Annotated in this window: 20 protein-coding genes and 1 tRNA gene; 12 read left to right on the top strand and 9 right to left on the bottom strand. The window is 64.9% G+C overall.

Features of this window, described 5'->3' with window-relative positions:
* Window positions 1-54: 54 nt before the first annotated feature.
* From B4A72_RS00315 to rpmH, 5 genes are all read right to left on the bottom strand, one after another.
* On the bottom strand, window positions 55-1,350 hold the full coding sequence (locus B4A72_RS00315; RefSeq protein WP_292958566.1) for a GGDEF domain-containing phosphodiesterase: 1,296 nt from the start codon (window positions 1,348-1,350) through the stop codon (window positions 55-57).
* A gap of 69 nt (window positions 1,351-1,419) precedes the next feature.
* Window positions 1,420-2,295: a tRNA 2-thiocytidine(32) synthetase TtcA gene (ttcA, locus tag B4A72_RS00320; protein ID WP_292977929.1), complete on the bottom strand. Its 876-nt coding sequence runs from the start codon at window positions 2,293-2,295 to the stop codon at window positions 1,420-1,422.
* A 13-nt stretch (window positions 2,296-2,308) separates the two neighbouring features.
* Window positions 2,309-2,557, bottom strand: a complete 249-nt coding sequence (yidD, locus tag B4A72_RS00325) for a membrane protein insertion efficiency factor YidD (RefSeq protein WP_292958570.1) — start codon at window positions 2,555-2,557, stop codon at window positions 2,309-2,311.
* Entirely contained in the window at window positions 2,554-2,973 is a 420-nt protein-coding gene (rnpA, locus tag B4A72_RS00330; protein ID WP_414692190.1) for a ribonuclease P protein component, read from the bottom strand. The genes yidD and rnpA overlap by 4 nt, the downstream gene beginning before the upstream one ends.
* A 43-nt stretch (window positions 2,974-3,016) precedes the next feature.
* Window positions 3,017-3,151 (bottom strand): 50S ribosomal protein L34, encoded by a 135-nt coding sequence (rpmH, locus tag B4A72_RS00335; protein ID WP_028725980.1) that lies wholly within the window; start codon window positions 3,149-3,151, stop codon window positions 3,017-3,019.
* A gap of 263 nt (window positions 3,152-3,414) precedes the next feature.
* Between rpmH and B4A72_RS00340 the strand changes: the two genes are divergently transcribed.
* On the top strand, window positions 3,415-4,836 hold the full coding sequence (locus B4A72_RS00340) for a sensor histidine kinase (protein ID WP_292958583.1): 1,422 nt from the start codon (window positions 3,415-3,417) through the stop codon (window positions 4,834-4,836).
* Between the two features lie 74 nt (window positions 4,837-4,910).
* A tRNA-Arg gene (locus B4A72_RS00345) sits at window positions 4,911-4,987 on the top strand.
* A gap of 29 nt (window positions 4,988-5,016) precedes the next feature.
* Here the strand turns inward: B4A72_RS00345 and B4A72_RS00350 are convergent.
* Window positions 5,017-6,612 carry an NAD(P)H-hydrate dehydratase gene (locus B4A72_RS00350; protein WP_292958585.1) on the bottom strand — a complete coding sequence of 532 codons (1,596 nt, stop codon included), beginning with the start codon at window positions 6,610-6,612 and terminating at the stop codon, window positions 5,017-5,019.
* Window positions 6,613-6,767: 155 nt separating this feature from the next.
* Here B4A72_RS00350 and B4A72_RS00355 point away from each other — a divergent pair, with 155 nt between their 5' ends.
* The 7 genes from B4A72_RS00355 (at window position 6,768) to B4A72_RS00385 (ending at window position 16,549) form a co-directional block, all read left to right on the top strand.
* On the top strand, window positions 6,768-7,106 hold the full coding sequence (locus B4A72_RS00355) for a P-II family nitrogen regulator (protein WP_292958587.1): 339 nt from the start codon (window positions 6,768-6,770) through the stop codon (window positions 7,104-7,106).
* A 78-nt stretch (window positions 7,107-7,184) separates the two neighbouring features.
* Complete coding sequence (glnA, locus tag B4A72_RS00360) at window positions 7,185-8,591, top strand: type I glutamate--ammonia ligase (protein ID WP_292958589.1); 1,407 nt, start codon at window positions 7,185-7,187, stop codon at window positions 8,589-8,591.
* Between the two features lie 141 nt (window positions 8,592-8,732).
* Window positions 8,733-9,878, top strand: a complete 1,146-nt coding sequence (locus B4A72_RS00365) for an RsmB/NOP family class I SAM-dependent RNA methyltransferase (protein WP_292958591.1) — start codon at window positions 8,733-8,735, stop codon at window positions 9,876-9,878.
* A gap of 80 nt (window positions 9,879-9,958) precedes the next feature.
* The gene (locus tag B4A72_RS00370) at window positions 9,959-12,058 is read left to right on the top strand and encodes a hybrid sensor histidine kinase/response regulator (RefSeq protein WP_292977930.1); all 2,100 of its coding nucleotides are present in this window, start codon (window positions 9,959-9,961) and stop codon (window positions 12,056-12,058) included.
* Between the two features lie 265 nt (window positions 12,059-12,323).
* Window positions 12,324-13,394, top strand: coding sequence for a recombinase RecA (recA, locus tag B4A72_RS00375; RefSeq protein ID WP_292958595.1), 1,071 nt, complete (start codon window positions 12,324-12,326; stop codon window positions 13,392-13,394).
* A gap of 195 nt (window positions 13,395-13,589) precedes the next feature.
* Window positions 13,590-16,247 carry an alanine--tRNA ligase gene (gene alaS, locus B4A72_RS00380; RefSeq protein WP_292977931.1) on the top strand — a complete coding sequence of 886 codons (2,658 nt, stop codon included), beginning with the start codon at window positions 13,590-13,592 and terminating at the stop codon, window positions 16,245-16,247.
* Window positions 16,244-16,549 carry a DUF1330 domain-containing protein gene (locus tag B4A72_RS00385; protein ID WP_292958599.1) on the top strand — a complete coding sequence of 102 codons (306 nt, stop codon included), beginning with the start codon at window positions 16,244-16,246 and terminating at the stop codon, window positions 16,547-16,549. The genes alaS and B4A72_RS00385 overlap by 4 nt, the downstream gene beginning before the upstream one ends.
* Window positions 16,550-16,565: 16 nt before the next feature.
* On the opposite strand, the gene B4A72_RS00390 is transcribed toward B4A72_RS00385, so the two are convergent.
* Window positions 16,566-17,036, bottom strand: coding sequence for a DUF4177 domain-containing protein (locus tag B4A72_RS00390; protein ID WP_292958601.1), 471 nt, complete (start codon window positions 17,034-17,036; stop codon window positions 16,566-16,568).
* 135 nt (window positions 17,037-17,171) lie between these two features.
* Window positions 17,172-18,686: an Asp-tRNA(Asn)/Glu-tRNA(Gln) amidotransferase subunit GatB gene (gene gatB, locus B4A72_RS00395; protein WP_292958603.1), complete on the bottom strand. Its 1,515-nt coding sequence runs from the start codon at window positions 18,684-18,686 to the stop codon at window positions 17,172-17,174.
* Window positions 18,687-18,968: 282 nt separating this feature from the next.
* Here gatB and B4A72_RS00400 point away from each other — a divergent pair, with 282 nt between their 5' ends.
* Window positions 18,969-19,595: a lytic transglycosylase domain-containing protein gene (locus B4A72_RS00400; protein ID WP_292958605.1), complete on the top strand. Its 627-nt coding sequence runs from the start codon at window positions 18,969-18,971 to the stop codon at window positions 19,593-19,595.
* Window positions 19,596-19,907: 312 nt separating this feature from the next.
* Here B4A72_RS00400 and B4A72_RS00405 read toward each other — a convergent pair whose 3' ends face one another.
* Window positions 19,908-21,293, bottom strand: a complete 1,386-nt coding sequence (locus B4A72_RS00405) for a M20/M25/M40 family metallo-hydrolase (RefSeq protein WP_292958607.1) — start codon at window positions 21,291-21,293, stop codon at window positions 19,908-19,910.
* Window positions 21,294-21,459: 166 nt separating this feature from the next.
* Between B4A72_RS00405 and hemA the strand changes: the two genes are divergently transcribed.
* Both hemA and B4A72_RS00415 read left to right on the top strand, forming a co-directional pair.
* Entirely contained in the window at window positions 21,460-22,689 is a 1,230-nt protein-coding gene (gene hemA / locus B4A72_RS00410) for a 5-aminolevulinate synthase (protein ID WP_292958609.1), read from the top strand.
* Between the two features lie 110 nt (window positions 22,690-22,799).
* Window positions 22,800-24,077, top strand: a complete 1,278-nt coding sequence (locus B4A72_RS00415) for a helix-turn-helix domain-containing protein (protein WP_292958611.1) — start codon at window positions 22,800-22,802, stop codon at window positions 24,075-24,077.
* The last annotated feature ends 30 nt before the right edge of the window (window positions 24,078-24,107 follow it).

The raw sequence follows: 24,107 nt of genomic DNA on the forward strand, positions 1-24,107 counted from the left end.
GGCCGTCAAGATAGCCGACCGCGAAGGCCGTCGCACCCGCGGGTCGCGGCGGTGTCAGCCCGCCTTCCGGGGCGGCATCAGGCGCATCGATTCGGCGCGGCGGGCGTGATCGTCGAGAAAAGCGCAGGCTTCCTCGAGGGGCAGGGGGCGCGCGATCGAATATCCCTGGACCTGATCGCATCCCATCTGGGCAAGAAAGGCATGTTCCTCGGAGGTCTCGACGCCTTCGGCCAGCGTCGCGACGCCCAGATGTTCTGCCAGCGCCAGGATGGCAAGGATCATTCGCTGTTGGCCGGGGTCGATATCGCAGCCCATCACGAAACTGCGATCAATCTTGATCCTGTGCACGCCGAACAGCCGGATTGCATCCAGGCTGGCATATCCGGTGCCGAAATCATCCAGATCCAGCCGGCAGCCCGCCTTGGACAGCATTTCCAGATTGGCGCGGGCCTCGCTGTTCGCGGTGACGGGGCCCACGCTTTCGAGAAGTTCAAGCACCAGCCGGTTGGTCGGAATGTTCTGGCGATCCAGTTCCCACAACAGGCTGGCCGCAAAACCGCTGTCGCCCAGTTCGCAGTTCGATATGTTCAACGCCACCGTCGGCACATCGCGGCCTTCGCTATCCCACCGCTGCAGCGCCGCCAGCGATTGTCGCAGCATCGACAGCGTGAGCGCGGCGTGATCCGCTTCGGTCATCTTGGGCATGAAGGCTGCGGGGGGCAGGATCCCGTGGACCGGGTGGTTCCAGCGGGCCAGCGCCTCGAAACCGGTGACCTTGCCGGTGTGGCAACACAATTGCGGCTGAAAATAGGCGATGATCTGACCGTCGGCCACGGCATCCGCGACGCAGGCGGGGATGGCGTCGGTGATCCGCTGCGGATCGTGACTGTAAAGACGCAGATTGCCCAGCCCTTCCGCATCCAACCGCTCCAGACGATGGCGCGCATCCTCGATCATGTCGGCCAGTTCGGCCGATGCGTCGGCATTGGCATGGACCATGACCCCGGTCAGAACCGGGGCCACGGTCCGCCCCGATGCTGCGACCGGTCGCTGCACCTCGCGTTGCAAACGGCTGGCGATTCGCATCGCCTCGATCTCGCAGCGGTCGGAGACGACGACCGCGAAGACGCCGGGCGCGATGATCTGCACCGGATCTTCCGGGCGCATCGCGCGGTTCAGCCTCATGCAGATGCTGACCAGCAGGTGCCCGATTCCGGCCCTGCCCAGATGGTCGGTCAGAACATCGAAATTTTCGAGCCGCATCAGCAGGACGCTGAGGGGGCCCGTGCGATCGCGGGGCTTGCCGTCACGCAACAGTCGCGTTTTCAGCCAGTTCGCGGATCTCATCATTCGGTGGCGCATTCTGTCCCTTCCACGGGTTACCTTTGGCAGGTCTAGCGCAGAATGCTTGTTGTTCAGTTAATGTTCACACAGGGAATCGTCAGCCGCTTGCATCGCATTTGAACGATCCGCGACGAGGCCGGCGAAATTGAACAGGTTCGGGTCCAGCAGATGCGAAGGGCGTGCATTCATCAGGGCACGAAACATGATCTGCCTGCGGCCGGGGCTGCGCGATTCCCATTCGTCCAGCAATTTCTTGACCTGAACGCGCTGCAAGCCTTCCTGGCTGCCGCAAAGATCGCAGGGAATGATCGGATAGGCCATCGCCCGCGCGAACCGGTCGCAATCGGCCTCGGCCACGAAGGCCAGGGGGCGCAAGACCATCAGATCGCCTTCTTCATTCAGCAATTTCGGCGGCATGGTTGCCAGATGACCGCCATGAAAAAGGTTCATGAAGAAGGTTTCCAGAATGTCGTCGCGATGATGTCCCAGAACGACAGCCGAACATCCTTCTTCCCGTGCGATCCGATACAGATTGCCGCGCCGCAACCGCGAGCACAGGGCGCAGTAAGTCCGTCCCTGCGGCACCTTTTCCTTCACGATCGAATAGGTGTCCCGATATTCGATGCGATGTGGCACGCCGCGCGCCGCCAGAAATTCCGGCAGGACCGTGGCCGGGAAACCGGGCTGGCCCTGATCCAGATTGCAGGCCAGCAGGTCCACCGGCAACAGGCCGCGCCACTGCAATTCGTGCAGCACTGCCAGCAGCGTATAGCTGTCCTTGCCGCCCGACAGACAGACCAGCCAACGCTCGCCGGGCCGGACCATGCCATAATCCTCGATCGCGGCGCGGGTTTCGCGCACAAGGCGCTTGCGCAGCTTGCGGAACTCGGTCGATGAGGGGGCGCCGGCGAAAAGCGGATGAATTTCGGTATCGTCAGTGTCATCCGGCATCGCCTGGGCCTTCTCATTCATGATCATGACCCGAGTCTCGGGCCCCGGGAACGGGATCGTGGCCATGTCCGCCCCAGGGGTGGCACCGCGCGATGCGCCGGATTGCCAGCCAGCCCCCCCGGAACGCGCCGTGTCGCTGCAGCGCCTCCAGCGCATATTCAGAGCAGGTCGGCTGAAAGCGGCAACCATTTCCCAGCCAGGGCGAAGCGACCAGGCGATAGGCGCGCACCGGCAGCGCCAGGAGGCGGGCCAGCGGGCTCATCGGTGAATCTTGCGCAGCGCGACCGACAAATCCCGCTGCAAGTCGTCGAAATCGCGCGCGATCGTCGCCTCGGGGCGACCCACCAGGACATAGTCCCAGCCAGCCCGCCCCCCATGCCGCAAGCCCAGCCGGGCGATCTCGCGCAGGCGGCGCCTGGCGCGGTTGCGGGCAACGGCGTTGCCGATCTTCTTCGAGCAGGTGAAGCCCACGCGAAGCGGGCCATCATCGCCGCGATCCCGCGCCTGAAGCATGAAACCCGGCGTTCCCTGACGCCGGGCGCGTGCGGCGGCAAGAAAACCGGCGCGATTCGCAATTACCACGGGCATCTTGCCGCATCCGGCGAGGGGCACGGCAAATGCCGCCCCGCCATCATCCCTTGGCTGCGGTTCAGCGCGGGGATGGGGCAGGGGCGGCATGGTCATTGCCTCGACGTGCGGGGATGTTACCCGGCGGAAAGGCTTACGCCGACAGACGCTTGCGGCCCTTGGCACGGCGGGCGTTCAGCACGCGGCGGCCGCCCTTGGTGGCCATGCGGGCGCGAAAGCCGTGGCGGCGCGCACGAACAAGGTTCGACGGTTGGAAAGTGCGCTTCATGGTCGGTCTCCGGGTCGGTCTTTTGCGGTTTCGATCAATTGTAATTGCGTATGGCGATGTGCAGGGGCAATAACCCCGCGCGATGCGCCGGTTGCAGGAAGTCCGCTGGATAATGCAGCCCAAAGCCCGCGTCAACTGCCGCCGGCAATCTTTCCGACTGCCTCTGGAAAGGGAACCAGCGAATGATCACATTCGTTTGATGTGCAAACCGGCCCCGCGAAAGCCGAAAACACGCAGGCGACGAGCAAGACGATCCGGACAAGATGCGATTGAACACCATTTCCGGCCGATTCGCTGCACTGACGATCATTTTCGTCGTGCTGGCCGAGTTGTTCATCCTGCTGCCGGCCTTGTCACGCTTTCGGCTGGACTTTCTGGAATCGCGTCTGGAGCGGGCGCAGATCGCATCGCTGGCGCTGCTGGCGACCGATGAATCGCTGACCAGCGACCTGGAATCGGAATTGTTGCAGAATGCCGGCGTGCTGAACGTTGTGCTTCGCCGCGATAACGTGCGCCAGCTGGTCCTGTCCTCGCCCATCCGCGATCAGGTCAGCGCGACCTACGATCTGCGCGAAGAAGGCGTCGTGCAGACGATCGACGATGCTCTGGTCACGCTGCTGGACGACAGGGACGAAACCGTGCGCGTCATCGGCTCTCCGGTCAATCAGGCGGGCCAGCTGATCGAGATCACCATGAAGACCGCCCCCCTGCGCGGCGCGATGATCGATTACGGGCTGCGGTTGCTGGTGCTGTCGGCGGCGTTTTCGATACTGACCGGGATCCTGCTCAACATCGCGGCTCAGCGGCTGATCCTGGTGCCGATCCGGCGCGTGATCAGCCATATGACCTCTTACGCGCTGGAACCCGACAACACGCGCCACATCATCACCCCCAACGCCCGCCTGGCCGAATTGCGTGACGCCGAAACGGCGCTGGAGGCGATGCAGAAGACCGTCACCTCGTCGCTGAAGCAGAAGGAGAGGATGGCGCAGCTTGGCGAGGCTGTGGCCAAGATCAGCCACGATCTGCGCAACATCCTGACGACGGCCCAGATCTTTGCCGACCGGCTGGAGGATAGCGCCGATCCCAAGGTTCGCCGCGCCGCGCCCAAGCTGGTGAACTCGATCTCTCGCGCAGTGAACCTGTGCGAAACGACCCTGGCCTTCGGCAAGGCGGAAGAGCCTGCGCCGTCCCTGTCGCGTTTCAACCTGACCCAGCTTGCCGCCGAGGTGATCGAGGCCGAGACGCTGGCGGGCGAAGCCGCGGGGCAGGTCGAATTCGTCACCGACATCGCGCCCAGCCTGACGATCCGCGCCGACCGCGATCAGCTTTACCGTGTGCTGGCGAACCTGTCGCGGAACGCGCGACAGGCGATCGAGGGCACCGGCAGCCCCGGCGCAATCGAGATCGGAGCGGGCGAGACCGATTCCGAATGGTGGATTCGCGTTGGCGATTCGGGCCCGGGTCTGCCCGAGAAGGCGCGCGAATACCTGTTCAAGCCTTTCAGCGGCAGTTCGCGGAAGGGCGGCACCGGACTGGGCCTGACCATCGCCGCCGATCTGATCCGCGGCCATGGGGGCCGGCTGGAACTGGTCCGCAGCGACGAAGAGGGCAGCGAATTCATGATCCACATTCCGCGCGACATGGCGATCTTGCCGGCGCGTGCGGGCGCCGCCGCGCGATAGGGAAAATGGCGTGGAAAATGCGCCGCACCCTCTTGCATCCGCTGGGAGGGGGGGGTAGACCACCGCCCTACGACGGACCCGTAGCTCAGCTGGATAGAGCACCAGACTACGAATCTGGGGGTCGGGCGTTCGAATCGCTCCGGGTCCGCCATTACAGCATCCAACCGTCCCAAGCCGGACTCACATGCCCATCTCTCGCAGGACGGCGGGCAGTGTCTGGGGCAGATCGTCGCCGATCAGTCCGGGGCCGAAGGCGCGAGCCGCCTTGGCATGCAGCAGGGTTCCCCAACCGGCGGCCTCCGGCGCAGGCAGGCCGCGCGCCAGCAGGCCGGCGATGATCCCGGCCAGCACGTCGCCCGCGCCGGCCGTTGCCAGCCAGGGAATGTCGAAGGCGGAGTGAATGATGACCCTGCCATGCGGGTTGGCGCCGTCACAGGACGGCGGCGCAGCGATCACCGTGTCGGGGCCTTTCAACAGCACAATCGCACCGCAGCGCGCGGCGGCCTCGCGCGCGGCGTCTATTCTGGAAAAGGCCGGGCCGCGCTCGGGCAGCGCCCCGAGACGGTCGGCCAGGTCGGGAAACAGCCGCGCGAATTCGCCTTCATGCGGTGTCAGCACGCAGCCTTGGTGCAGCGTCGCGCGCATGGCCGGCGCCCCCGCAATCGCCGTGATCGCGTCAGCATCGATCACGCAGGACCGGCGCGAAGCCAGAAGCGCCGGCAGCAAGACCCCCGCACGGTCCACCCCGCAGCCGGGACCGATCGCCACAGCACGGATCCGGGCGTCGCTCAGCATCCGCTCAAGATCGTCGGCGCTGTCCACACACCGCCGCATCAGCGCGTCGGGCGGTCCGGCATGATCGCCCATCGCTGCCTCGGGCGGGCCGATCGTCACCAGACCGGCGCCCACGCGCAGGGCTGCCCGCGCCGTCAGTCGCGCAGCACCGCCCCTGCCGGCCGGACCCGCAAGGACCAGCGCGTGACCATGGACGAATTTATGCGCCGCCTGATCCGATCGTTTGGCCAGCCTTGCGATGCCGGACTCGCGCATCCGTGTCGGGCCGATCGGAGGCCATATCGCTGCAAGCGACGGCGGGACGGGCTTTTGGTCGCGCCAGCCTGAAAGCCCGATATCCGCGATCACCAGATCACCGCAGAGGACAGGGCCGAGGCCGATGAGATGGCCAGGCTTGGGGCTGTCGAAGGCCACGGTCAACGCGGCGCGGGGATCATCCGGGCTGCCCTTGCGCGGCCTGCCCAGCATCGCGCCGCTGTCCATGCACAGGCCGCTGGGGCAATCGACCGCGACCATCCGGTTCCCGAATCTGTCTGTCCCGAGGCCGGCCAGAACGTCTGCGATCGCGCCCTCGGGCGGGCGGGTCAGACCGGTGCCGAAGATCGCATCGACGCAGAGATCCTCGCCCTCGGCGCGCCGCAGGGATTGCCGGGTCAGGGGTTCGACAGGGCCGATCTGGCGCCAGCGTCGCTGCATCTCGGCGGCATCGGCGCCGCGCCGGCTGTCCACGCCCAGAACCCGTGCCCGCCAGCCCGCGCGGGCCAGATGACGGGCGATCACATAGCCGTCGCCACCATTGTTTCCGGGGCCGCACAGGACGGTGACCTGTCCCGGCCTGGGCCAGCGCAGGCGAATCTGGCCCGCTACCGCGGCGCCAGCCCGCTCCATCAGGGTCAGTCCCGAAACCCGGCCGCCGGACATGGCGGCGGATTCGATGGCGCGCATTTGGGCGGTGGTCAGGATTTCCGTGCCTGTCAGCATTGTGTCTGCCTGATATATTGCCATTATGCCTTAAAAACGGGCAATGAATCGCGGTCCGGTGGTTTGCGCCCCCGATCCCCGCCGCGCCGCATTTACCCGCGTGATGAAACCCGCCAATCAGACGTCAGGCAAGCCGCGAGGAAGGATCATTTGTGATGAAAAAGATCGAGGCGATCATCAAGCCGTTCAAGCTGGACGATGTGAAGGAGGCGCTGCAAGAGGTCGGCGTGCAGGGTCTTTCCGTCACCGAAGTCAAGGGTTTCGGTCGCCAGAAGGGGCATACCGAACTGTATCGCGGCGCGGAATACGTGGTCGATTTCCTGCCCAAGGTGAAGATCGAGATGGTGTTGCCCGACGATCAGGTCGAGGCCGCCGTGGATGCGATCGTGGGCGCCGCCCGGACCGAGAAGATCGGCGACGGCAAGATTTTCGTATCGCCTGTCGAGCAGGCAATCCGTATTCGCACTGGCGAAACCGGCGACGACGCAGTCTAAGAGAACCGGCAAGGTCAACACCACTTCCGCACCCGGCGCCCTGACACGCCGGGTCGCAATGACGCAGAAAGGGAAGAGATGAAAATCAAGGATGTCTTGCAATTGATGAAGGACGAAGACGTCGCCTATGTCGATGTCCGCTTCACCGATCCCAAGGGCAAGCTTCAACACGTGACGCTGGATGTCGATCTGGTCGACGAGGACTTCTTCGAGGAAGGCTTCATGTTCGACGGCAGCTCGATCGCGGGCTGGAAGTCGATCGATCAGTCCGACATGAAGCTGATCCCCGATCCGGCATCGTCCTATATCGATCCGTTCTATGCCGAAAAGACGCTCTGCGTTCACTGCAACGTCGTCGAGCCCGATACCGGCGAGGCCTACAGCCGTGATCCGCGCGGCACCGCCGTCAAGGCCGAGGCCTACCTGAAATCGTCCGGGATCGGCGACGCGGCCTATTTCGGCCCCGAGGCCGAGTTCTTCATCTTCGACGATGTGCGCTATTCCGTGACGCCGCAGAAGGTGGCCTTCCAGATCGATGCCGTCGATGCGGCGTGGAACACCGATACCGAATACGAGATGGGCAACCAGGCCCATCGCGCAGGTCACAAGGGCGGCTATTTCCCGGTCAACCCTGTCGATGCCGCTCAGGATATCCGCGGCGAGATGCTGTCCACGATGAAGCGGATGGGCATGAAGGTGGACAAGCACCACCACGAGGTCGCCAGCGCGCAGCACGAGCTGGGGCTGATCTTCGGATCGCTGACCGAACAGGCCGACAATATCCAGAAATACAAATACGTCATCCACAACGTCGCCGCCGCCTATGGCAAGTCGGTGACGTTCATGCCCAAGCCCATGAAGGGCGACAACGGCAGCGGGATGCACGTCAACATGTCGATCTGGAAAGAGGGCAAGCCGCTGTTCGCCGGCGACAAATACGCCGATCTCAGCCAGGAGGCGCTGTATTTCATCGGCGGCATCCTGAAGCACGCCAAGGCGCTGAACGCGCTGACGAATCCCGCGACCAACAGCTACAAGCGCCTGATCCCCGGCTTCGAGGCGCCGGTGCTGCGCGCCTATTCGGCCCGCAACCGGTCCGGCTGCGTGCGGATCCCGTGGACGGAATCGCCCAAGGCCAAGCGCGTCGAAGCCCGCTTCCCCGACCCGGCGGCGAATCCCTATCTGGCCTTTGCCGCGCTGCTGATGGCCGGTCTTGACGGGATCAAGAACAAGATCGATCCCGGCGCCGCCTCGGACAAGGATCTCTATGACCTGCCGCCCGAGGAACTGGCCGAGATCCCGACCGTTTGCGGCAGCCTGCGCGAAGCGCTGGAGGAACTTGAAAAGGACATGGACTTCCTGCTGGCGGGCGACGTGTTCACCCGCGACCAGCTTGAAGGCTATATCGCGCTGAAATGGGAAGAGGTCTATGCCTATGAGCATACCCCCCATCCGGTCGAGTATCAGATGTATTATTCGGTCTGATCGCCCCTGGACAGTGATCGGGAGAAGGGCGCCGCGAGGCGCCCTTTTTCGTCGGCCGGTTTCGCCGGCGCCAGGCCTGCGCTAAAGCGACAGGGATTGACGGTGAGGCAGGAGCGGCATGAGACAGGCCGGACAGATACGATGACACCGGCCGCGCGCATTGCCGCCGCCGCCGATATCCTGGACCGGATCCTCGCCGGCGATCCGGCCGAGGCGGCGCTGCTGCGCTGGTCGCGCGGCAGCCGCTTTGCCGGCTCGGGCGACCGCGCGGCCATCCGCGATCTGGTCTTTCATGCCCTGCGCTGCCGCAACAGCCTTGCCCATCGTGGCGGCGTGATGAGCGGGCGCGGCCTGATGATCGGCCTGCTGCGCGACGAGGGCCGCGATCCCTGCGCGCTGTTCACCGGCGAGGGTCACGCCCCGGCCCCGCTGACTGCCGAGGAAATGACCGACCATCCGGGCGATGCCATCGATCTTCCCGACTGGATCCTGCCGCGCTGGCGGGCGTCGCTGGGGCCGCGCGCCGATGACGAGGCCGCGGCCTTGCGCCTGCGGGCACCGGTCTGGTTGCGGGTGAACCCGTTGCGCGCCACTTTGCCCGAGGCCCTCGCAGCCCTGGCGGAGGACGAGATCGCGGCCGAATCCCACCTGCAACTGCCCTCTGCGCTGCGCGTCACGCGCAACGAGCGGCGTCTTTCCACCAGCCGCGCCTATCGCGACGGAGTGGTCGAGCTTCAGGATCTGTCGGTGCAACTGGCCTGTGCGACGGTTCCGGTTCGGGCGGGGCAGCGGATCCTCGATTACTGCGCCGGCGGCGGTGGCAAGGCGCTGGCCCTTGCCGGGCGTGCCGAGAACCTTCGGATCGCCGCCCACGACGCCGATCGCGCTCGGATGCGCGATCTGCCCGTCCGTGCGGCGCGGTCCGGCGCGAAGGTCCAGATCGTGCCGCGGCCATCGGGGGTCTTCGATCTGGTGGTGGCGGACGTGCCCTGTTCCGGTTCGGGAACATGGCGGCGCAGCCCGGACGCCCGATGGCGCTTGTCCGAACCCGATCTGCAAGCTCTTGTCGCGGCGCAGGCAAGGATCCTGGACGACGCCTCGGGCCATGTGGCGACCGGCGGACTGCTGGCCTACATGACCTGCTCGATGCTGGATGACGAAAATACCAGGCAGATCGCGGCCTTTCTGGCGCGCCGCCCGGATTTCGCCCTTCGCAGCGCGCATCGCTGGTCGCCCCTGTCCGCCAGCGACGGCTTTTTCCTGGCCCTGCTGGAGCGGTCGCGATGAAAAATGTCCACAGGCGCATTAACGCAATCTTAAGCTCGTCCGACCTATCCAGAACGAAACCGCGCAGAAGGGCGATTCGGATGGATCAGTTGGACCGGATGTTGGGATTGTCGCGCAACGCCATGGCTGCCTTGCCGCTGCTGTTGCTGCCGATGGCGATCGGCGCGCTGATTCTGGTGGTGATGCCGGGCAATCCCAGCGGCGCCGCGGCGATCGTGTTCTCGACCATCGCCGTGGCGTGGTATCTGCTGGGCGGCGCGATTTCGCTGGCGCATGGGTTTCAGGGCTACATGGCCCGGCGCGGGCTTTCGGCGCTGCGCCGCGAGGTGGCGTTGGCCGCGGAACCTGTCTGGGTCTGCGATGGCGAGGGTCAGGTTCTGTTTCAAAACGAGGCCAGTGAGGTCTTCGGCGATCTTCTGGGACGCAATATCGTGGCGCTGCTGGGGCAGATGCGCGCCGATGCCGAGGGCGATGCCGAGGATATGCTGGCCCGCGCGGGCAAGGGCGGATACGCCGAGCTGGCGCTTGATACCGGCGCCATGATCGCGCTGACCCGCTCCAGGGATGCGCCACTGCAATTGTGGTCTTTCCACATGCCTGGCGTGTCTCCGGTCGATGACGCGGCCATGGGCCATGCGCGGCCGGACGACGATTTCGACGCCCTGCCGGTCGCGCTGCTTCGGTTGTCGCCGGACGGTCTGATCCGGCGTGCCAATATCGCCGCACGAAAGCTGCTGGATGGCCGCCTGCCGTCCGAGACGCCGATCCAGCTTTCATCGCTGCTGGAAGGTCCGGGGCGGCCCATCGGCGACTGGCTGATCGACGCTCTGTCGGGGCGGCTTGACGGCCGTGCCGAGATGCTGCGGATGCGTGGTGCCGAAGGTCGCGCGGGCGAGCCTGCGCGCGATCGATACTTCCAGGTTGCCCTGGCCCCGGATCCCGTCGATCAGCCGGGTCTGATCGCGGTCTTGCATGACGCCAGCGCGCTGAAGACGCTGGAGGCGCAGTTCGTGCAGAGTCAGAAGATGCAGGCGATCGGGCAGCTTGCGGGTGGCGTCGCGCATGATTTCAACAATCTTCTGACGGCGATCCGGGGACATTGCGATCTGCTGATGTTGCGCCACGACAAGGGCGATCCGGAATTCGCGGATCTCGACCAGATCAGCCAGAATACCAACCGCGCGGCGGCGCTGGTCGGGCAGCTTCTGGCCTTCTCGCGCAAGCAGACCCTGAGGCTGGAGACGCTGGACCCGCGCGATACGCTGGCCGATCTGACGCATCTGCTGAACCGTCTGGTGGGTGAACGGGTCGGGCTGACGATCACCAACGATCCCGCACTGCGTCCGATCCGCGCGGACAAGCGGCAACTGGAACAGGTCATCATGAATCTCGTGGTCAACGCGCGCGATGCCATGCCGCAGGGCGGCGAGATCAACGTTCGCGCCGACAACGTCTCGCTGCACAAACCCTTGTCGCGTGACAGGGTCGATTTGCCGAAAGGCAGCTATGTCCGCATCCGCGTGTCCGACGAAGGCTGCGGCATGTCGCCGGAAGTGCTGGACAAGATCTTCGAGCCGTTCTTCACCACAAAGCGCACCGGAGAGGGTACCGGCCTGGGCCTGTCGACGGCCTATGGTATCGTCAAGCAGACCGGCGGCTATATCTTCTGCGACAGCGAGCCTGGGCGAGGCACCTGCTTTTCGCTGTATTTTCCGGCGCATGATGCCGCCGCCGAAAGTTCGCCCGCAGCCTTGCCCGAACCGGTATCGGGGCGTGAACACGCCCCCGACCATCCCGCCTCGGTCCTTCTGGTCGAGGACGAGGCCCCTGTCCGGGCCTTCGCGGTCCGCGCCCTGCGGCTGAAGGGCTATGAGGTTCACGAAGCCGACAGCGCCGAAAGCGCGCTTGAAATGCTGTCCGACAGCCGGCTGAAGATCGATGTCTTTGTCACCGACGTCGTGATGCCAGGCATGGATGGACCAAGCTGGGTCAGAACCGCGCTGAGGGACCGGCCGAAGACCAGGGTTGTGTTCATGTCCGGCTATACCGACGACATTTTCGGCGAAGGCAGCATGCCGGTCCCGAATTCAGCCTTTCTCGCCAAGCCCTTCACCCTGGCCGAATTGACCCAGACCGTCGCACGTCAATTGTCGGCGCCGCCGGGACCGACGCTGCATTGACCCGCCGGATCGGATCAGCAGACCGGCACGGAGCGGGGCGAAAAAAACGGCAAAGGCAGGCAAAAGCCGACGATCGGGGAATCCGGTAATGATTCGTTAACCGCTCGTCGCGCATCATCGGAGGCAGAATCGCCTCGGTTAACCAATTTCACTTGAAACGAGGTCCCGGATCGGGCATTCAGGCGTGAGAACAAGAAGTGAACAATTCGCGGCGGCCCGGCAGATTGCTACGCCCGGATGGCTGTGAAATACATGTGAGGACGACATGGCACAGGCGAGCATTTTCGACATGAACGACAAACGCGGCGCGGACAAGCAGAAGGCGCTGGACAGCGCGCTGGCTCAGATCGAGCGCCAGTTCGGCAAGGGCTCGATCATGAAACTGGGCGCCGACAATCCGGTGGCCGAGATCGAGTCAACCTCGACCGGATCGCTGGGGCTGGACATCGCGCTTGGAATCGGCGGTCTGCCCAAGGGGCGCATCGTCGAGATCTATGGACCCGAGAGCAGCGGCAAGACGACGCTGACCCTTCATGCGGTGGCCGAGGAACAGAAGAAGGGCGGCGTCTGTGCCTTTGTCGATGCAGAACACGCGCTGGATCCGCAATATGCCCGCAAGCTGGGCGTCAACCTGGAGGAGCTGCTGATCAGCCAGCCCGATACAGGCGAGCAGGCGCTGGAGATCGTCGATACTCTGGTCCGTTCCGGCGCGGTCAGCATGGTGGTGGTCGATTCCGTCGCCGCGCTGACACCCAAGGCCGAGATCGAGGGCGATATGGGCGACCATCAGGTTGGCGCGCAGGCCCGATTGATGAGCCAGGCGATGCGCAAGCTGACCGCCAGCATCGGCCGCAGCAATTGCATGGTCATCTTCATCAACCAGATCCGCATGAAGATCGGCGTGATGTTCGGCAGTCCCGAGACCACGTCGGGCGGGAACGCGCTGAAATTCTATGCGTCCGTGCGTCTGGACATTCGCCGCATCGGCTCGATCAAGGATCGCGACGAGGTGATCGGGAATACGACGCGGGTGAAGGTCGTCAAGAACAAGGTTGCCCCGCCCTTCCGGCAGGTCGAATTCGACATCCTGTATGGCGAGGGCATCAGCAAGGTCGGCGAACTGGTCGATCTGGGCGTCAAGGCCGGCGTGGTCGAGAAATCGGGCGCGTGGTATTCGCATGGCGACGAACGGATCGGCCAGGGACGCGAGAACGCCAAGCAATATCTGCGCGACAATCCCGATATCGCCTATGCGATCGAGGACAAGATCCGGGCCAGCCATGGTCTGGATTTCGGCGTCGCGGGCGGCGAGGACGAAAAGCTGACCGAGGATTGAAGCAACGGGCAGACCGACCATTCGACGCGCGCGGGGGGCAATCCTTCGCGCGTTTTCTTTTCCGGTCGGCGCCTTTCTCCGGCTGGGTATCAGCGCGCGGCGGGATCGCTGGACAGCGGGCACGGCGGACGATAGACCGAACGCCAGCTTTTGCGGCGCGGGGACGCCGCGATATTCCTGCGATGAAGGCCGCTCATGCCAAGTCTGAACGACATCCGATCAACGTTTCTGGGCTATTTCGAGAAAAACGGCCATCGCGTGGTCGAAAGCAGCCCCCTGGTGCCGCGCAACGATCCGACGCTGATGTTCACCAATTCCGGAATGGTTCAGTTCAAGAACCTGTTCACCGGACTGGAGACGCGGGACTACACCCGCGCGACGACGGCGCAGAAATGTGTCCGCGCCGGCGGCAAGCACAACGATCTGGACAATGTCGGCTATACCGCTCGGCACCACACCTTCTTTGAAATGCTGGGCAATTTCAGCTTTGGCGACTATTTCAAATCCGAGGCCATCGCCTTCGCCTGGGAATTGCTGACCCGGGATTTCGGGCTGTCCAGGGACAGGCTGCTGGTCACGGTCTATCATACCGATGACGAGGCCGCGAATATCTGGAAAAAGGTGGCCGGATTGCCGGACGACCGCATCATCCGCATCGCCACGGCCGATAATTTCTGGCAGATGGGTCCGACCGGTCCCTGCGGCCCCTGCACCGAAATCTTCTACGATCACGGCGATCACATCTGGGGCGGGCCGCCGGGTTCGGCCGAGGAAGACGGCGACCGCTTCATCGAGATCTGGAACCTTGTCTTCATGCAGAACGAGCAATTCGAGGACGGCTCGATGCGCGCGCTCGACATGCAATCCATCGACACCGGCATGGGACTGGAACGGATCGGTGCGCTCTTGCAAGGCAAGCACGACAATTATGACACCGATCTGATGCGCAGCCTGATCGAAGCCAGCGCCCATGCCACGAGCGTCGATCCGGACGGCTCGGGCAAGGTGCATCACCGGGTGATCGCGGATCATCTGCGTTCGACCGGCTTCCTGATCGCGGATGGGGTCATGCCCTCGAACGAGGGGCGCGGCTATGTGCTGCGGCGCATCATGCGGCGCGCGATGCGTCACGCGCACATGCTGGGTGCGCAGGATCCGGTGATGTATCGGCTGGTCCCGGCCCTGGTCGGGCAGATGGGCACGGCCTATCCGGAACTGACCCGCGCGCAGCCGCTGATCGAAGAGACCCTGCGCAGCGAGGAAACCCGGTTCCGGCAGACTCTGGACCGGGGATTGCGGCTGCTGGACGAGGAAGTGGCAAAGCTGCCGGAGGGCGCGAATCTGCCGGGCGAGGCGGCCTTCAAGCTGTATGATACCTATGGTTTCCCGCTGGATCTGACACAGGATGCCTTGCGTGAAAAAGGCCGCGCGGTCGACATCAGCGGCTTTGATGCCGCGATGGCCGAACAGAAGGCCAAGGCCCGCGCGGCCTGGGCGGGCAGCGGCGAGACGAAGGACGCAGCGATCTGGCATGATCTGGCCGAACGTCATGGCGCGACCGAATTTCTGGGCTATGACACCGACGAGGCGGAAGGTCAGATCCTGGCTCTGGTGGTGGAGGGGGCCGAGGCTTCGGAAGCGACCGAGGGCGCAGAGGTTCAGATCGTCGTGAACCAGTCGCCCTTCTATGCCGAATCGGGCGGTCAGGTTGGCGATACCGGTCTTGTCAGGACCGAGACAGGCGCCGCGCGGGTAACCGACACCAGGAAGGTCGCGGGCGTCTTCACGCATATGGCCCAGGTGACGCTGGGCACGATTGCCAAGGGTCAGGGTGCGCAATTGTCGGTCGATCGTGACCGGCGCGGCATGATCCGCGCCAACCATTCGGCCACGCATCTGCTGCACGAGGCATTGCGTCGGACCCTGGGCGCCCATGTCGCGCAGCGCGGCAGTCTGAACGCGCCTGACCGGCTGCGCTTCGATTTCAGCCACAACCATGCCGTCACGCCCGAGGAGGTCTCGAAGATCGAGGCGGAAGTGAATGATTTCATTCGGCAGAATTCCCCGGTCGAAACCCGGATCATGACCCCCGACGACGCTCGTGCCCTGGGCGCCCAGGCATTGTTCGGCGAGAAATATGGCGATGAGGTGCGGGTGGTCTCGATGGGTCGGCAGGGCAATTCCGGCAAGGGCACGGATGGCCAGACCTATTCGCTGGAACTTTGCGGAGGCACGCATGTCCTGCGCACGGGCGATATCGGCGCCTTCGCGCTGCTGGGCGATTCCGCTTCCAGCGCCGGAGTGCGGCGGATCGAGGCGCTGACAGGGCAGGCGGCGCTGGACCATCTGCGCGCGGCAGACCGGCAATTGGCCGAGATCGCGACCCTGTTGAAAGCGCAGGCGGGCGATGTCGTGAACCGGGTGCGCGCCCTGGCCGATGAGCGCAAGGCACTGGCCAGCGAGGTCGCGCAGTTGAAGCGGCAGCTTGCCATGGGCGGCGGCGGGGCCACCGAAGCCAAGGAAATCGCCGGCGTGAAATTCATCGGCCGCAGGGTCGAGGGCGTCGGCGGCAAGGAGCTTGGGCCTCTGATCGACGAGATGAAAGCCAGGCTGGGCAGCGGCGCGGTGCTGGTCCTGTCGGAAGCCGACGGCAAGGCGACCGTGGCCGCCGGCGTGACGCCGGATCTGACCGACCGTCTCAGCGCCGTGTCCCTGGTGCAGGCCGCCACCGCCGCGCTTGGCGGCAAGGGCGGCGGCGGGCGGCCAGATCGCGCCCAGGGTGGCGCGCCGGGACTGGAGGCCGCCGAAAGCGCCTTTGCCGAAGTCGAGAAACTGATCGGGGCAACACTATGAGCGCGCTGTGGATCGCACATGTCCTCGTGACCGACCCCGAGGCCTATCGCCGCTATGCCGAGGCTGCCGGACCCGCGATCGCGTCGCATGGCGGCGTTTTTCTGGCGCGGGGCGGCCGCTACCGGCAATTCGAGGGGCAGGACCGGCCGCGCAACGTCGTGGCCCGCTTTCCCAGCTTCGAAGCGGCCGTGGCCTGCTACGAAAGCGCCGAATATCAAGCCGCGCTGGCCCATGCCAAGGATGCGTCCACGCGCGAACTGGTCATCGTCGAAGAGACGTCGCCCGCTGCCGATCCGGCATGATCCCTGAACCGCAGGGCTAAATCCGGTCAGGCTCGGTCCGCGGTGCGGGAGGTTCGGTCCCGGTCGGGTTTTCCTTGACAATCGGCTCGGCGTCGGCGGTGGCGGCCGGCACCGTTTCGGAAACCCGACGCGGGGGCTGCGGTGCCGCGGCCTCGGGCAGCGCCGGTGCCGGCTGGGGCTTGCGCACGGGCGCGGCGGCGACGGGATATTCGGGTTGCGGAATCTGCTGCCTTTCGGGTTCTGGCGTCTCGGTGGCGTCTGCCTTGCGGCGGAAAACCAAGAGGTTGTGATAGATCGTCGTCCGCCCCGTCAGGCCGCTGCGTTCGTCGCTGGGCAACACGTCGGCGCGGATATATTCCCAGCCATCCTTTGCCATCCGGTTCAGTTCCTGCGTCACTGCCAGCGCATAGCGGTCGGTCGGGGTCTTGACGTCCCTGGCTTTCTCGCCGCGCGTGGGGGCCGGAATGACGGTGTATTCGAAGGGCATCTGTCTGCGTCCTGAACCTTGCATCAACCAGAAGGTAGAGCAGATGCCGCATCGCTTGCCAAGGGCGGCGGGGTCATCTCCGACAGAGGAAGTGGCCGCCGTTTCAGCCTGCGCGACCCTCTGCCGCCGCAGCCGCTACAATTGCAGCTTTTTTGCGACCAGTTGGTTGACGGCGGCCGGATTTGCCTTGCCGCCGCTGGCCTTCAGCACCTGGCCCACGAACCAGCCCGCCAGTTTCGGATTGGCCCTGGCCTTTTCGACCTGGGCGGGATTGGCGGCGATGATCTGGTCCACGACGGCCTCGATCGCGCCTATGTCCGTGACCTGTTTCATGCCGCGCGCCTCGACGATCCCGGCCGGGTCGCCGCCCTCGGTCCAGATGATCTCGAACAATTCCTTGGCGATCTTGCCCGAAATCTCGCCCTTGCCGATCAGATCGATCACGCCGCCAAGCTGCGCCGCCGAGATGGGCGAGGTCTCGATCGTCAGGCCTTCCTTGTTCAGACGACCGAACAGCTCGTTGATCACCCAGTTCGCGGCCGCCTTGCCATCGCGGCCCTGCGCGACAGCCTCGAAATAATTGGCGTTCTCGACATCCGCGGTCAGCACCCCCGCATCATATTCCGACAGCCCCATCTCCTTGACAAAGCGGGCCTTCTTTTCATCGGGCAATTCGGGCATATCGCCTGCGATGGCATCGACCCATGCCTGTTCGATGTCCAGCGGCAACAGGTCGGGATCGGGAAAATAGCGGTAATCATGCGCCTCTTCCTTGCTGCGCATCGATCGCGTTTCGCCCCGGTCGGGATCGTAGAGGCGGGTTTCCTGCACGATGCTGCCGCCATCTTCCAAAATGGCGATCTGGCGGCGTGCCTCGTGATCGATCGCAGCCTGGATGAAGCGCAGCGAGTTCATGTTCTTGATCTCGCAGCGGGTGCCAAGATGACTGAAATCGCCGGTTTCCTGAAAGCGTTCGTAATCGCCGGGCTTGCAGACCGACACGTTCACGTCGGCGCGCAGGTTGCCGTTTTGCATGTTGCCATCGCATGTGCCCAGATAGCGCATGATCTGGCGCAGCTTGGCGACATAGGCGGAGGCTTCCTCGGGGCCGCGGATGTCGGGGCGGCTGACGATCTCCATCAGCGCGACACCGGTGCGGTTCAGATCGACGAAGGACATGTCGGGATCCATGTCGTGAATCGACTTGCCGGCGTCCTGTTCCATGTGAATACGCTCGATCCGCACGCGCCGCGCAATGCCCGGCCCCATGTCCACGATCACCTCGCCCTCGCCGACGATGGGGTGGTAAAGCTGGCTGATCTGATAGCCCTGCGGCAGATCGGGATAGAAGTAGTTCTTGCGGTCGAAGGCGCTGCGCAGATTGATCGCGGCTTTCAGGCCCAGCCCGGTGCGCACGGCCTGGGCCACGCAGAATTCGTTGATCACGGGCAACATCCCGGGCATGGCGGCATCGACGAAGGAGACGTTGGAATTCGGCTCGGCGCCGAATTCGGTCGATGCGCCGGAAAAAAGCTTGGCCTTGCTGGCGATCTGGGCGTGGACTTCCAGCCCGATGACCAGTTCCCAATCGCCCCTCGCCCCGGCGATGACCTTTGGTTGGGGGGCGGTGAAGCTCAGGTGGTCCAGCATCGGGATCCTCGTCGGCAAATGGCGTCTCGGCGGGTGTTCTAGGGCAGCAGAGGGCGCTTGTCACTGGGGGCCTGCGTCACGCCCGACGCGCGCACCCCGCCTGCCCTGCGACACGTCTTTGTGTGACAGGTCAAGAAGGCCGCCCCGGCATGGTCGATCGGCGGATTTTCGTCGCGCCGCGGGCGTGGCCGGGCGGGATTTCGCCGAAGGATTCCGCGATGCTTGCGGGAATTGCACGCATGGCTAATCCGGAAGCGACGAAACCTTCCAGAGAGGATCCCGATGCACGCTGCGCTTCTGCCCCTGGCCGCTCTTGCCTTGCTGAGCGCCTGTGCGACCACGACGAGCGACAAGGCCGAACGGGCGAAGCAGGCCGAGGCGCAGGCCCGGCAGATGTCGCTGGCGCAAAGGCCGCCGATGCGGTGGGGTCAGCGGTCGGGCGCGGATGCCTGGACCAGGGCGACGCTGACCGCTTTGGATCGCGAGGGGGTGAAGGTGCTGTCGCGCGTGCCCTCGGACATCGACGCCTTCTGCCCCAATTACGCCCAGCTTGGCGCGCCGGGCCGCAAGGCCTTCTGGGCGGGTCTGCTGTCGGCGGTGGCCAAGCATGAAAGCACCTATAACCCGAAAGCCAGTGGCGGCGGCGGCAAGTGGATCGGCCTGATGCAGATCGCGCCCGCGACCTGGCGCAATTACAATTGCGACGGCAATATCCGCAACGGGGCCGACAACATGTCCTGCGCCGTCCGGATCATGTCGCGACAGGTCGCGCGCGACAATGCGGTGGCCAATGACGGCAGCGGCTGGCGCGGCGTGGCGCGCGACTGGGCGCCGATGCGCAACCCCGAGAAGCGCGCCGATATAGCCGCCTGGACCAGCAGCCAGAGCTATTGCACGCCACGGGGATAGAAGCGGCGTTTCAGGTCGGCCTGCGCGGCGCTGCCGGGAAGACCGGTGCCAAGGACCGCCGATGGCGCCAAAGGCGATTGGAAAGAGAACGAGACGGAAGAAAGGTCGCTCCGGCTGCCGGCTCAGGGGGCTTGGCGGGAAACCGGAGCGCCTCGCTCTCTTGCGGTCATCGGCGCCTCCGCCTGTACCGCGATTCGCAGTCTTGTCCGCAATTGCTTAATTTGTCGTTAATCGCCCCTCGCCCTCTTTTCAAATACCTCGGGGGGTGAGGCCCCCTGGGGCCGAGGGGGGCAGCGCCCCCCTGCCGCCCGCCTATCGCAGGGCCGCAAGGATGCGCGCCCAGGATCGCGCGCCTTTGGCGAAGCTTTCGACGTCGTATTTCTCGTTCGGGGAATGGATCCGGTCATCGTCGCGGCCAAAGCCGATCAGCAGGGAATCCATGCCCAGAATATGCTTGAAATCACCTGCGACGGGAATCGAGCCGCCGGCGCCGATAAAGGCGGCCTCGCGCCCCCATTCCTCGCTCAGCGCGGATTTGGCGGCCGCGAAGGCGGGATCCGAGGTGTCCATGACGCTGGCCGGGCTGCCGCCGTGGTCGTGAAATTCCACCGTGCAGTCGGCTGGCAGGAAGCCGCGGACATGATTGCGAAAGGCCTCGCGCACCGCTGCGGGATCCTGCCGGCCGGTCAGGCGGAAGCTGACCTTGGCGCGGGCTTCGGCGGGCAACACGGTCTTGAAACCATCGCCGGCATAGCCTCCGGCAATGCCGTTGATCTCGGCGGTGGGCCGGTTCCAGACCATTTCCAGCGGGGTACGGCCCTTTTCCCCGATCGGCTGCGACAATCCGACACGGGACAGGAAATCCCGTGCGTCGAAATCAAGCGCCTGCCAGTCGCGGCGCAGCGTCTCGGGCAGATCGGCCACACCCTCGTAGAAGCCCGGCAGGGTGACGCGACCCTCCGCGTCCTTCAGCGCCGCCAGCGCGCGCGTCAGGATCATGATCGGGTTCGCGGCCAGCCCGCCGAAACTGCCCGAATGCAGGTCGCGATCGGCGGCTCGGATCACCACTTCCTCGCCGACCAGGCCGCGCAATTGCGTGGTGATGGCGGGGCGGCCATCCGCATAGAGCCCGGTGTCGCAGATCATCGCCAACGAGGCCGACAGGCGGTCCTTCTGCGCCAGTAGAAAGGGGCGCAGCGAGGGCGAACCGGATTCTTCCTCGCCCTCGAACAGCAGGATCAGATCGCCGGGCAGGGCGCCGTGAACCGCCTTCCAGGCGCGAAACGCCTCGACAAAGGTCATCAATTGGCCCTTGTCGTCGCTGGCGCCGCGGCCGCGAATGACGTCACCGGCATCGGTGGACTGGATTTCCGGCTCGAAAGGCGGACGGTCCCACAGGGCCAGGGGATCAACCGGCTGCACGTCGTAATGGCCATAGAACAGCAGCGGACGCGCCCCGCTGGGCGGCGAGGTCGCAATCACCATCGGATGGCCTTCGGTCGCCATCACGCTGGCCTCGAAGCCCAGCGAGGCAAGCTGTGCGCAAAGCCATTCCGCCGCGTCGCGCACGTCGCCCGCATGGGCCGGATCGGTCGAGATCGAGGGGATTCGCAGAAAGTCCAGCAGCCGCTGCAAGGCCGGCTCAAGCCCCCGGTCCAGCTCTGCCAGAACCGCCTCCAGCCTGTCATCCTGCGCCATGTGGTCGTCCTTTCCCGGTGGTGTTTGCAGCTTCCGCGCCCTGTTCCTTGGTCGTGTCACGGCGATTTTGGTCTGTTCTTGCCGGAATTTGACGTGTATCAACTTGGGGCCGCGCGTGATCTGACAATGATCGCACCCAGCCAGCTACGCAAGGGAACGCCCGCACATGGACTATGACGCCGCCCTGGATCAGGCCATCGCACGTTTGCACGACGAGGGCCGCTATCGCACATTCATCGATATCGAACGATCGAAGGGGCAGTTTCCCCTGGCCGTCTGGACCCGTCCCGATGGCAGGAAACAGGACATCACCGTCTGGTGCGGTAACGATTATCTGGGCATGGGCCAGCATCCCGCGGTCCTGGGCGCGATGCACGAGGCGCTGGATGCGGTCGGCGCCGGGTCGGGCGGAACGCGCAATATCAGCGGCACCACCGTCTATCACAAGCGGCTGGAGGCCGAACTGGCCGACCTGCACCGCAAAGAGGCAGCATTGGTGTTCACCAGCGCCTACATCGCCAATGACGCCACGCTTTCGACCCTGCCAAAGCTGTTTCCGGGCCTGATCATCTATTCCGACGCGCTGAACCACGCCTCGCTGATCGAGGGGATCCGGCGCAATGGCGGCGCCAAGCGGATCTTTCGCCACAATGACGTGGCGCATCTGCGCGAACTGATCGAAGCGGACGATCCGGCCGCGCCCAAGCTGATCGCCTTCGAATCGATCTATTCCATGGATGGCGATTTCGGACCGATCGAGGCGATCTGCGATCTGGCCCGTGAATTCGGCGCGCTGACCTATCTGGACGAGGTTCACGCGGTCGGCATGTACGGGCCGCGCGGCGGCGGTGTGGCGGAACGCGACGGGCTGGCGGGGCGTATCGACATCATCAACGGCACGCTGGGCAAGGCCTTTGGCGTGTTCGGCGGCTATATCGCGGCCAGCGCCACCATGTGCGACGCGATCCGATCCTACGCGCCGGGCTTCATCTTCACCACCTCGCTGCCGCCCGCGGTGGCCGCCGGGGCAGCCGCCTCGATCCGGCTGCTGAAGACGGCCGAAGGGCAGACGCTGCGCGATGCCCAGCAATTGCACGCGAAGATCCTGAAAATGCGGCTGCAATCGCTGGGGATGCCCATCATCGATCATGGCAGCCATATCGTGCCGGTCCATGTCGGGCACCCGGTCCACTGCAAGCAATTGTCCGATATGTTGCTGCGCGATTACGGCATCTACGTGCAACCGATCAACTTTCCCACGGTGCCGCGCGGCACCGAGCGCCTGCGGTTCACGCCCTCGCCAGTGCACGATCCTGGACGAATTGATCAACTGGTGCGGGCGATGGATGCACTTTGGTCGCATTGTGCGTTGAATCGCGCCGAAATGAGCGCGTGACACAATCGACGGGTGAACTGCTCTCGCGTCCGTGATAACCTTGGTTTAAACAAGGCAGGATATCGTTCCGATTCGGGCGATACGGTCAGCGGGCAAAGAGGCAGGCAGGAATGAGCAGGCTGCGGGCTGAAATCCCGGCAGAGGAGTTGATGCAGGTGGAGGAAGTGGACCATTTCCTCGATGACGACACACGTCTCGGCGACATCATGCGCGGCGAGCGGGCGACGCTGGGCAAATCGCTGCTGGATGTGCAGCGCGAATTGCGGATCCGGGCCTCCTATGTCGCCGCGATCGAGAATTGCGACATCACGGCTTTCGATACGCCCAGCTTCATCTCGGGCTATGTGCGATCCTATTCGCGGTATCTGGGCATGGACCCGGACTGGACCTTCCGCCGCTTCTGTCTTGAATCGGGCTTCCAGCCGACGCATGGCATGGCGCCCTCGGCCTCGGGGCCGAAACCCGGGCGCAGGCCGTCGGAACCGGCCGAGGCGCTGGCCAATCCTCATGCCTTGTTCCTTCCTCAGCGCGAAAGCTTCTGGACGCAGATCGAACCCCGGGCGATGGGCTCGGTCCTGGTGCTGATCGCGATCATGGGCGGGCTGGCCTATGGCGGCTGGGCCGTGCTGCAAGAGGTGCAGCGGGTGACGCTGACGCCGGGCGAAACCACCCCAGGCGTGGTGACGGAACTGGATCCGGCTGCCGGCGCCGGAATGTCGGTGCCGTTGCTCGAAAGTGGCGATACCGCTGAAATCGCGCAGAATCTGCCGCAGCCCGAGGGACTTGACCGGATCTACCGGCCGCAGATTCTGGAGGCGCCGGTGCTGACTTCTCGCGACGGCCCGATCGCGGCCATCGATCCGGGGCTTGCACGGCAAACGGCGACGGCGCAAGGCGGCGACATGACGGCCGGTTCCGCCGAAGGGGCGGACGCGATCCAGCGTGCGCTGGCCTCGGCCGGGGCGGGCGAGGCGGTGGAATACGGACCGCAGATGCCGGAAAGCCAGCACTCGGTCACGATGGCGGCGGATGCGCCCGAGCTTCAGTTGCTGGCCGCCCGGCCCGCCTGGGTGCGGGTCACCACCTCGGACGGGACGGTGCTGCTGGAAAAGATCATGGATGCCGGCGAACGCTTCAGCCTGCCCAAGCTGGAAGAACCGCCGGTGCTGCGCACGGGCAATTCGGGCGCCATCTATTTCGCGGTGAACGGCAAGACCTACGGTCCCGCGGCGCCGGGGCCTCAGGTGGTCAAGAATATCCGTTTGTCACCTGATGCGCTGACCGGAACATTTGCGCTGGCCGATCTGAACGCCGATCCCGAACTGGCGCAGATGGTGGCGCTGGCCCAGGCCGCGCCGGTAAATGGCGAGGCGCAGGCGACCGAGTAGCGCGGCCCGGATCGCCGAGGCGCGGGCATC

The organism is Paracoccus sp. UBA5162 (assembly GCF_002413585.1).
Lineage (GTDB): Bacteria > Pseudomonadota > Alphaproteobacteria > Rhodobacterales > Rhodobacteraceae > Paracoccus.

Excerpts from the sequence above, each read along its gene's own strand:
- B4A72_RS00315 (WP_292958566.1), bottom strand. The coding sequence starts at position 1,350 with ATGATGAGATCCGCGAACTGGCTGAAAACGCGACTGTTGCGTGACGGC.
- ttcA (WP_292977929.1), bottom strand. The coding sequence starts at position 2,295 with ATGCCGGATGACACTGACGATACCGAAATTCATCCGCTTTTCGCCGGC.
- yidD (WP_292958570.1), bottom strand. The coding sequence starts at position 2,557 with ATGAGCCCGCTGGCCCGCCTCCTGGCGCTGCCGGTGCGCGCCTATCGC.
- rnpA (WP_414692190.1), bottom strand. The coding sequence starts at position 2,973 with ATGCCGCCCCTGCCCCATCCCCGCGCTGAACCGCAGCCAAGGGATGAT.
- rpmH (WP_028725980.1), bottom strand. The coding sequence starts at position 3,151 with ATGAAGCGCACTTTCCAACCGTCGAACCTTGTTCGTGCGCGCCGCCAC.
- B4A72_RS00340 (WP_292958583.1), top strand. The coding sequence starts at position 3,415 with ATGCGATTGAACACCATTTCCGGCCGATTCGCTGCACTGACGATCATT.
- B4A72_RS00350 (WP_292958585.1), bottom strand. The coding sequence starts at position 6,612 with ATGCTGACAGGCACGGAAATCCTGACCACCGCCCAAATGCGCGCCATC.
- B4A72_RS00355 (WP_292958587.1), top strand. The coding sequence starts at position 6,768 with ATGAAAAAGATCGAGGCGATCATCAAGCCGTTCAAGCTGGACGATGTG.
- glnA (WP_292958589.1), top strand. The coding sequence starts at position 7,185 with ATGAAAATCAAGGATGTCTTGCAATTGATGAAGGACGAAGACGTCGCC.
- B4A72_RS00365 (WP_292958591.1), top strand. The coding sequence starts at position 8,733 with ATGACACCGGCCGCGCGCATTGCCGCCGCCGCCGATATCCTGGACCGG.
- B4A72_RS00370 (WP_292977930.1), top strand. The coding sequence starts at position 9,959 with ATGGATCAGTTGGACCGGATGTTGGGATTGTCGCGCAACGCCATGGCT.
- recA (WP_292958595.1), top strand. The coding sequence starts at position 12,324 with ATGGCACAGGCGAGCATTTTCGACATGAACGACAAACGCGGCGCGGAC.
- alaS (WP_292977931.1), top strand. The coding sequence starts at position 13,590 with ATGCCAAGTCTGAACGACATCCGATCAACGTTTCTGGGCTATTTCGAG.
- B4A72_RS00385 (WP_292958599.1), top strand. The coding sequence starts at position 16,244 with ATGAGCGCGCTGTGGATCGCACATGTCCTCGTGACCGACCCCGAGGCC.
- B4A72_RS00390 (WP_292958601.1), bottom strand. The coding sequence starts at position 17,036 with ATGCCCTTCGAATACACCGTCATTCCGGCCCCCACGCGCGGCGAGAAA.
- gatB (WP_292958603.1), bottom strand. The coding sequence starts at position 18,686 with ATGCTGGACCACCTGAGCTTCACCGCCCCCCAACCAAAGGTCATCGCC.
- B4A72_RS00400 (WP_292958605.1), top strand. The coding sequence starts at position 18,969 with ATGCACGCTGCGCTTCTGCCCCTGGCCGCTCTTGCCTTGCTGAGCGCC.
- B4A72_RS00405 (WP_292958607.1), bottom strand. The coding sequence starts at position 21,293 with ATGGCGCAGGATGACAGGCTGGAGGCGGTTCTGGCAGAGCTGGACCGG.
- hemA (WP_292958609.1), top strand. The coding sequence starts at position 21,460 with ATGGACTATGACGCCGCCCTGGATCAGGCCATCGCACGTTTGCACGAC.
- B4A72_RS00415 (WP_292958611.1), top strand. The coding sequence starts at position 22,800 with ATGAGCAGGCTGCGGGCTGAAATCCCGGCAGAGGAGTTGATGCAGGTG.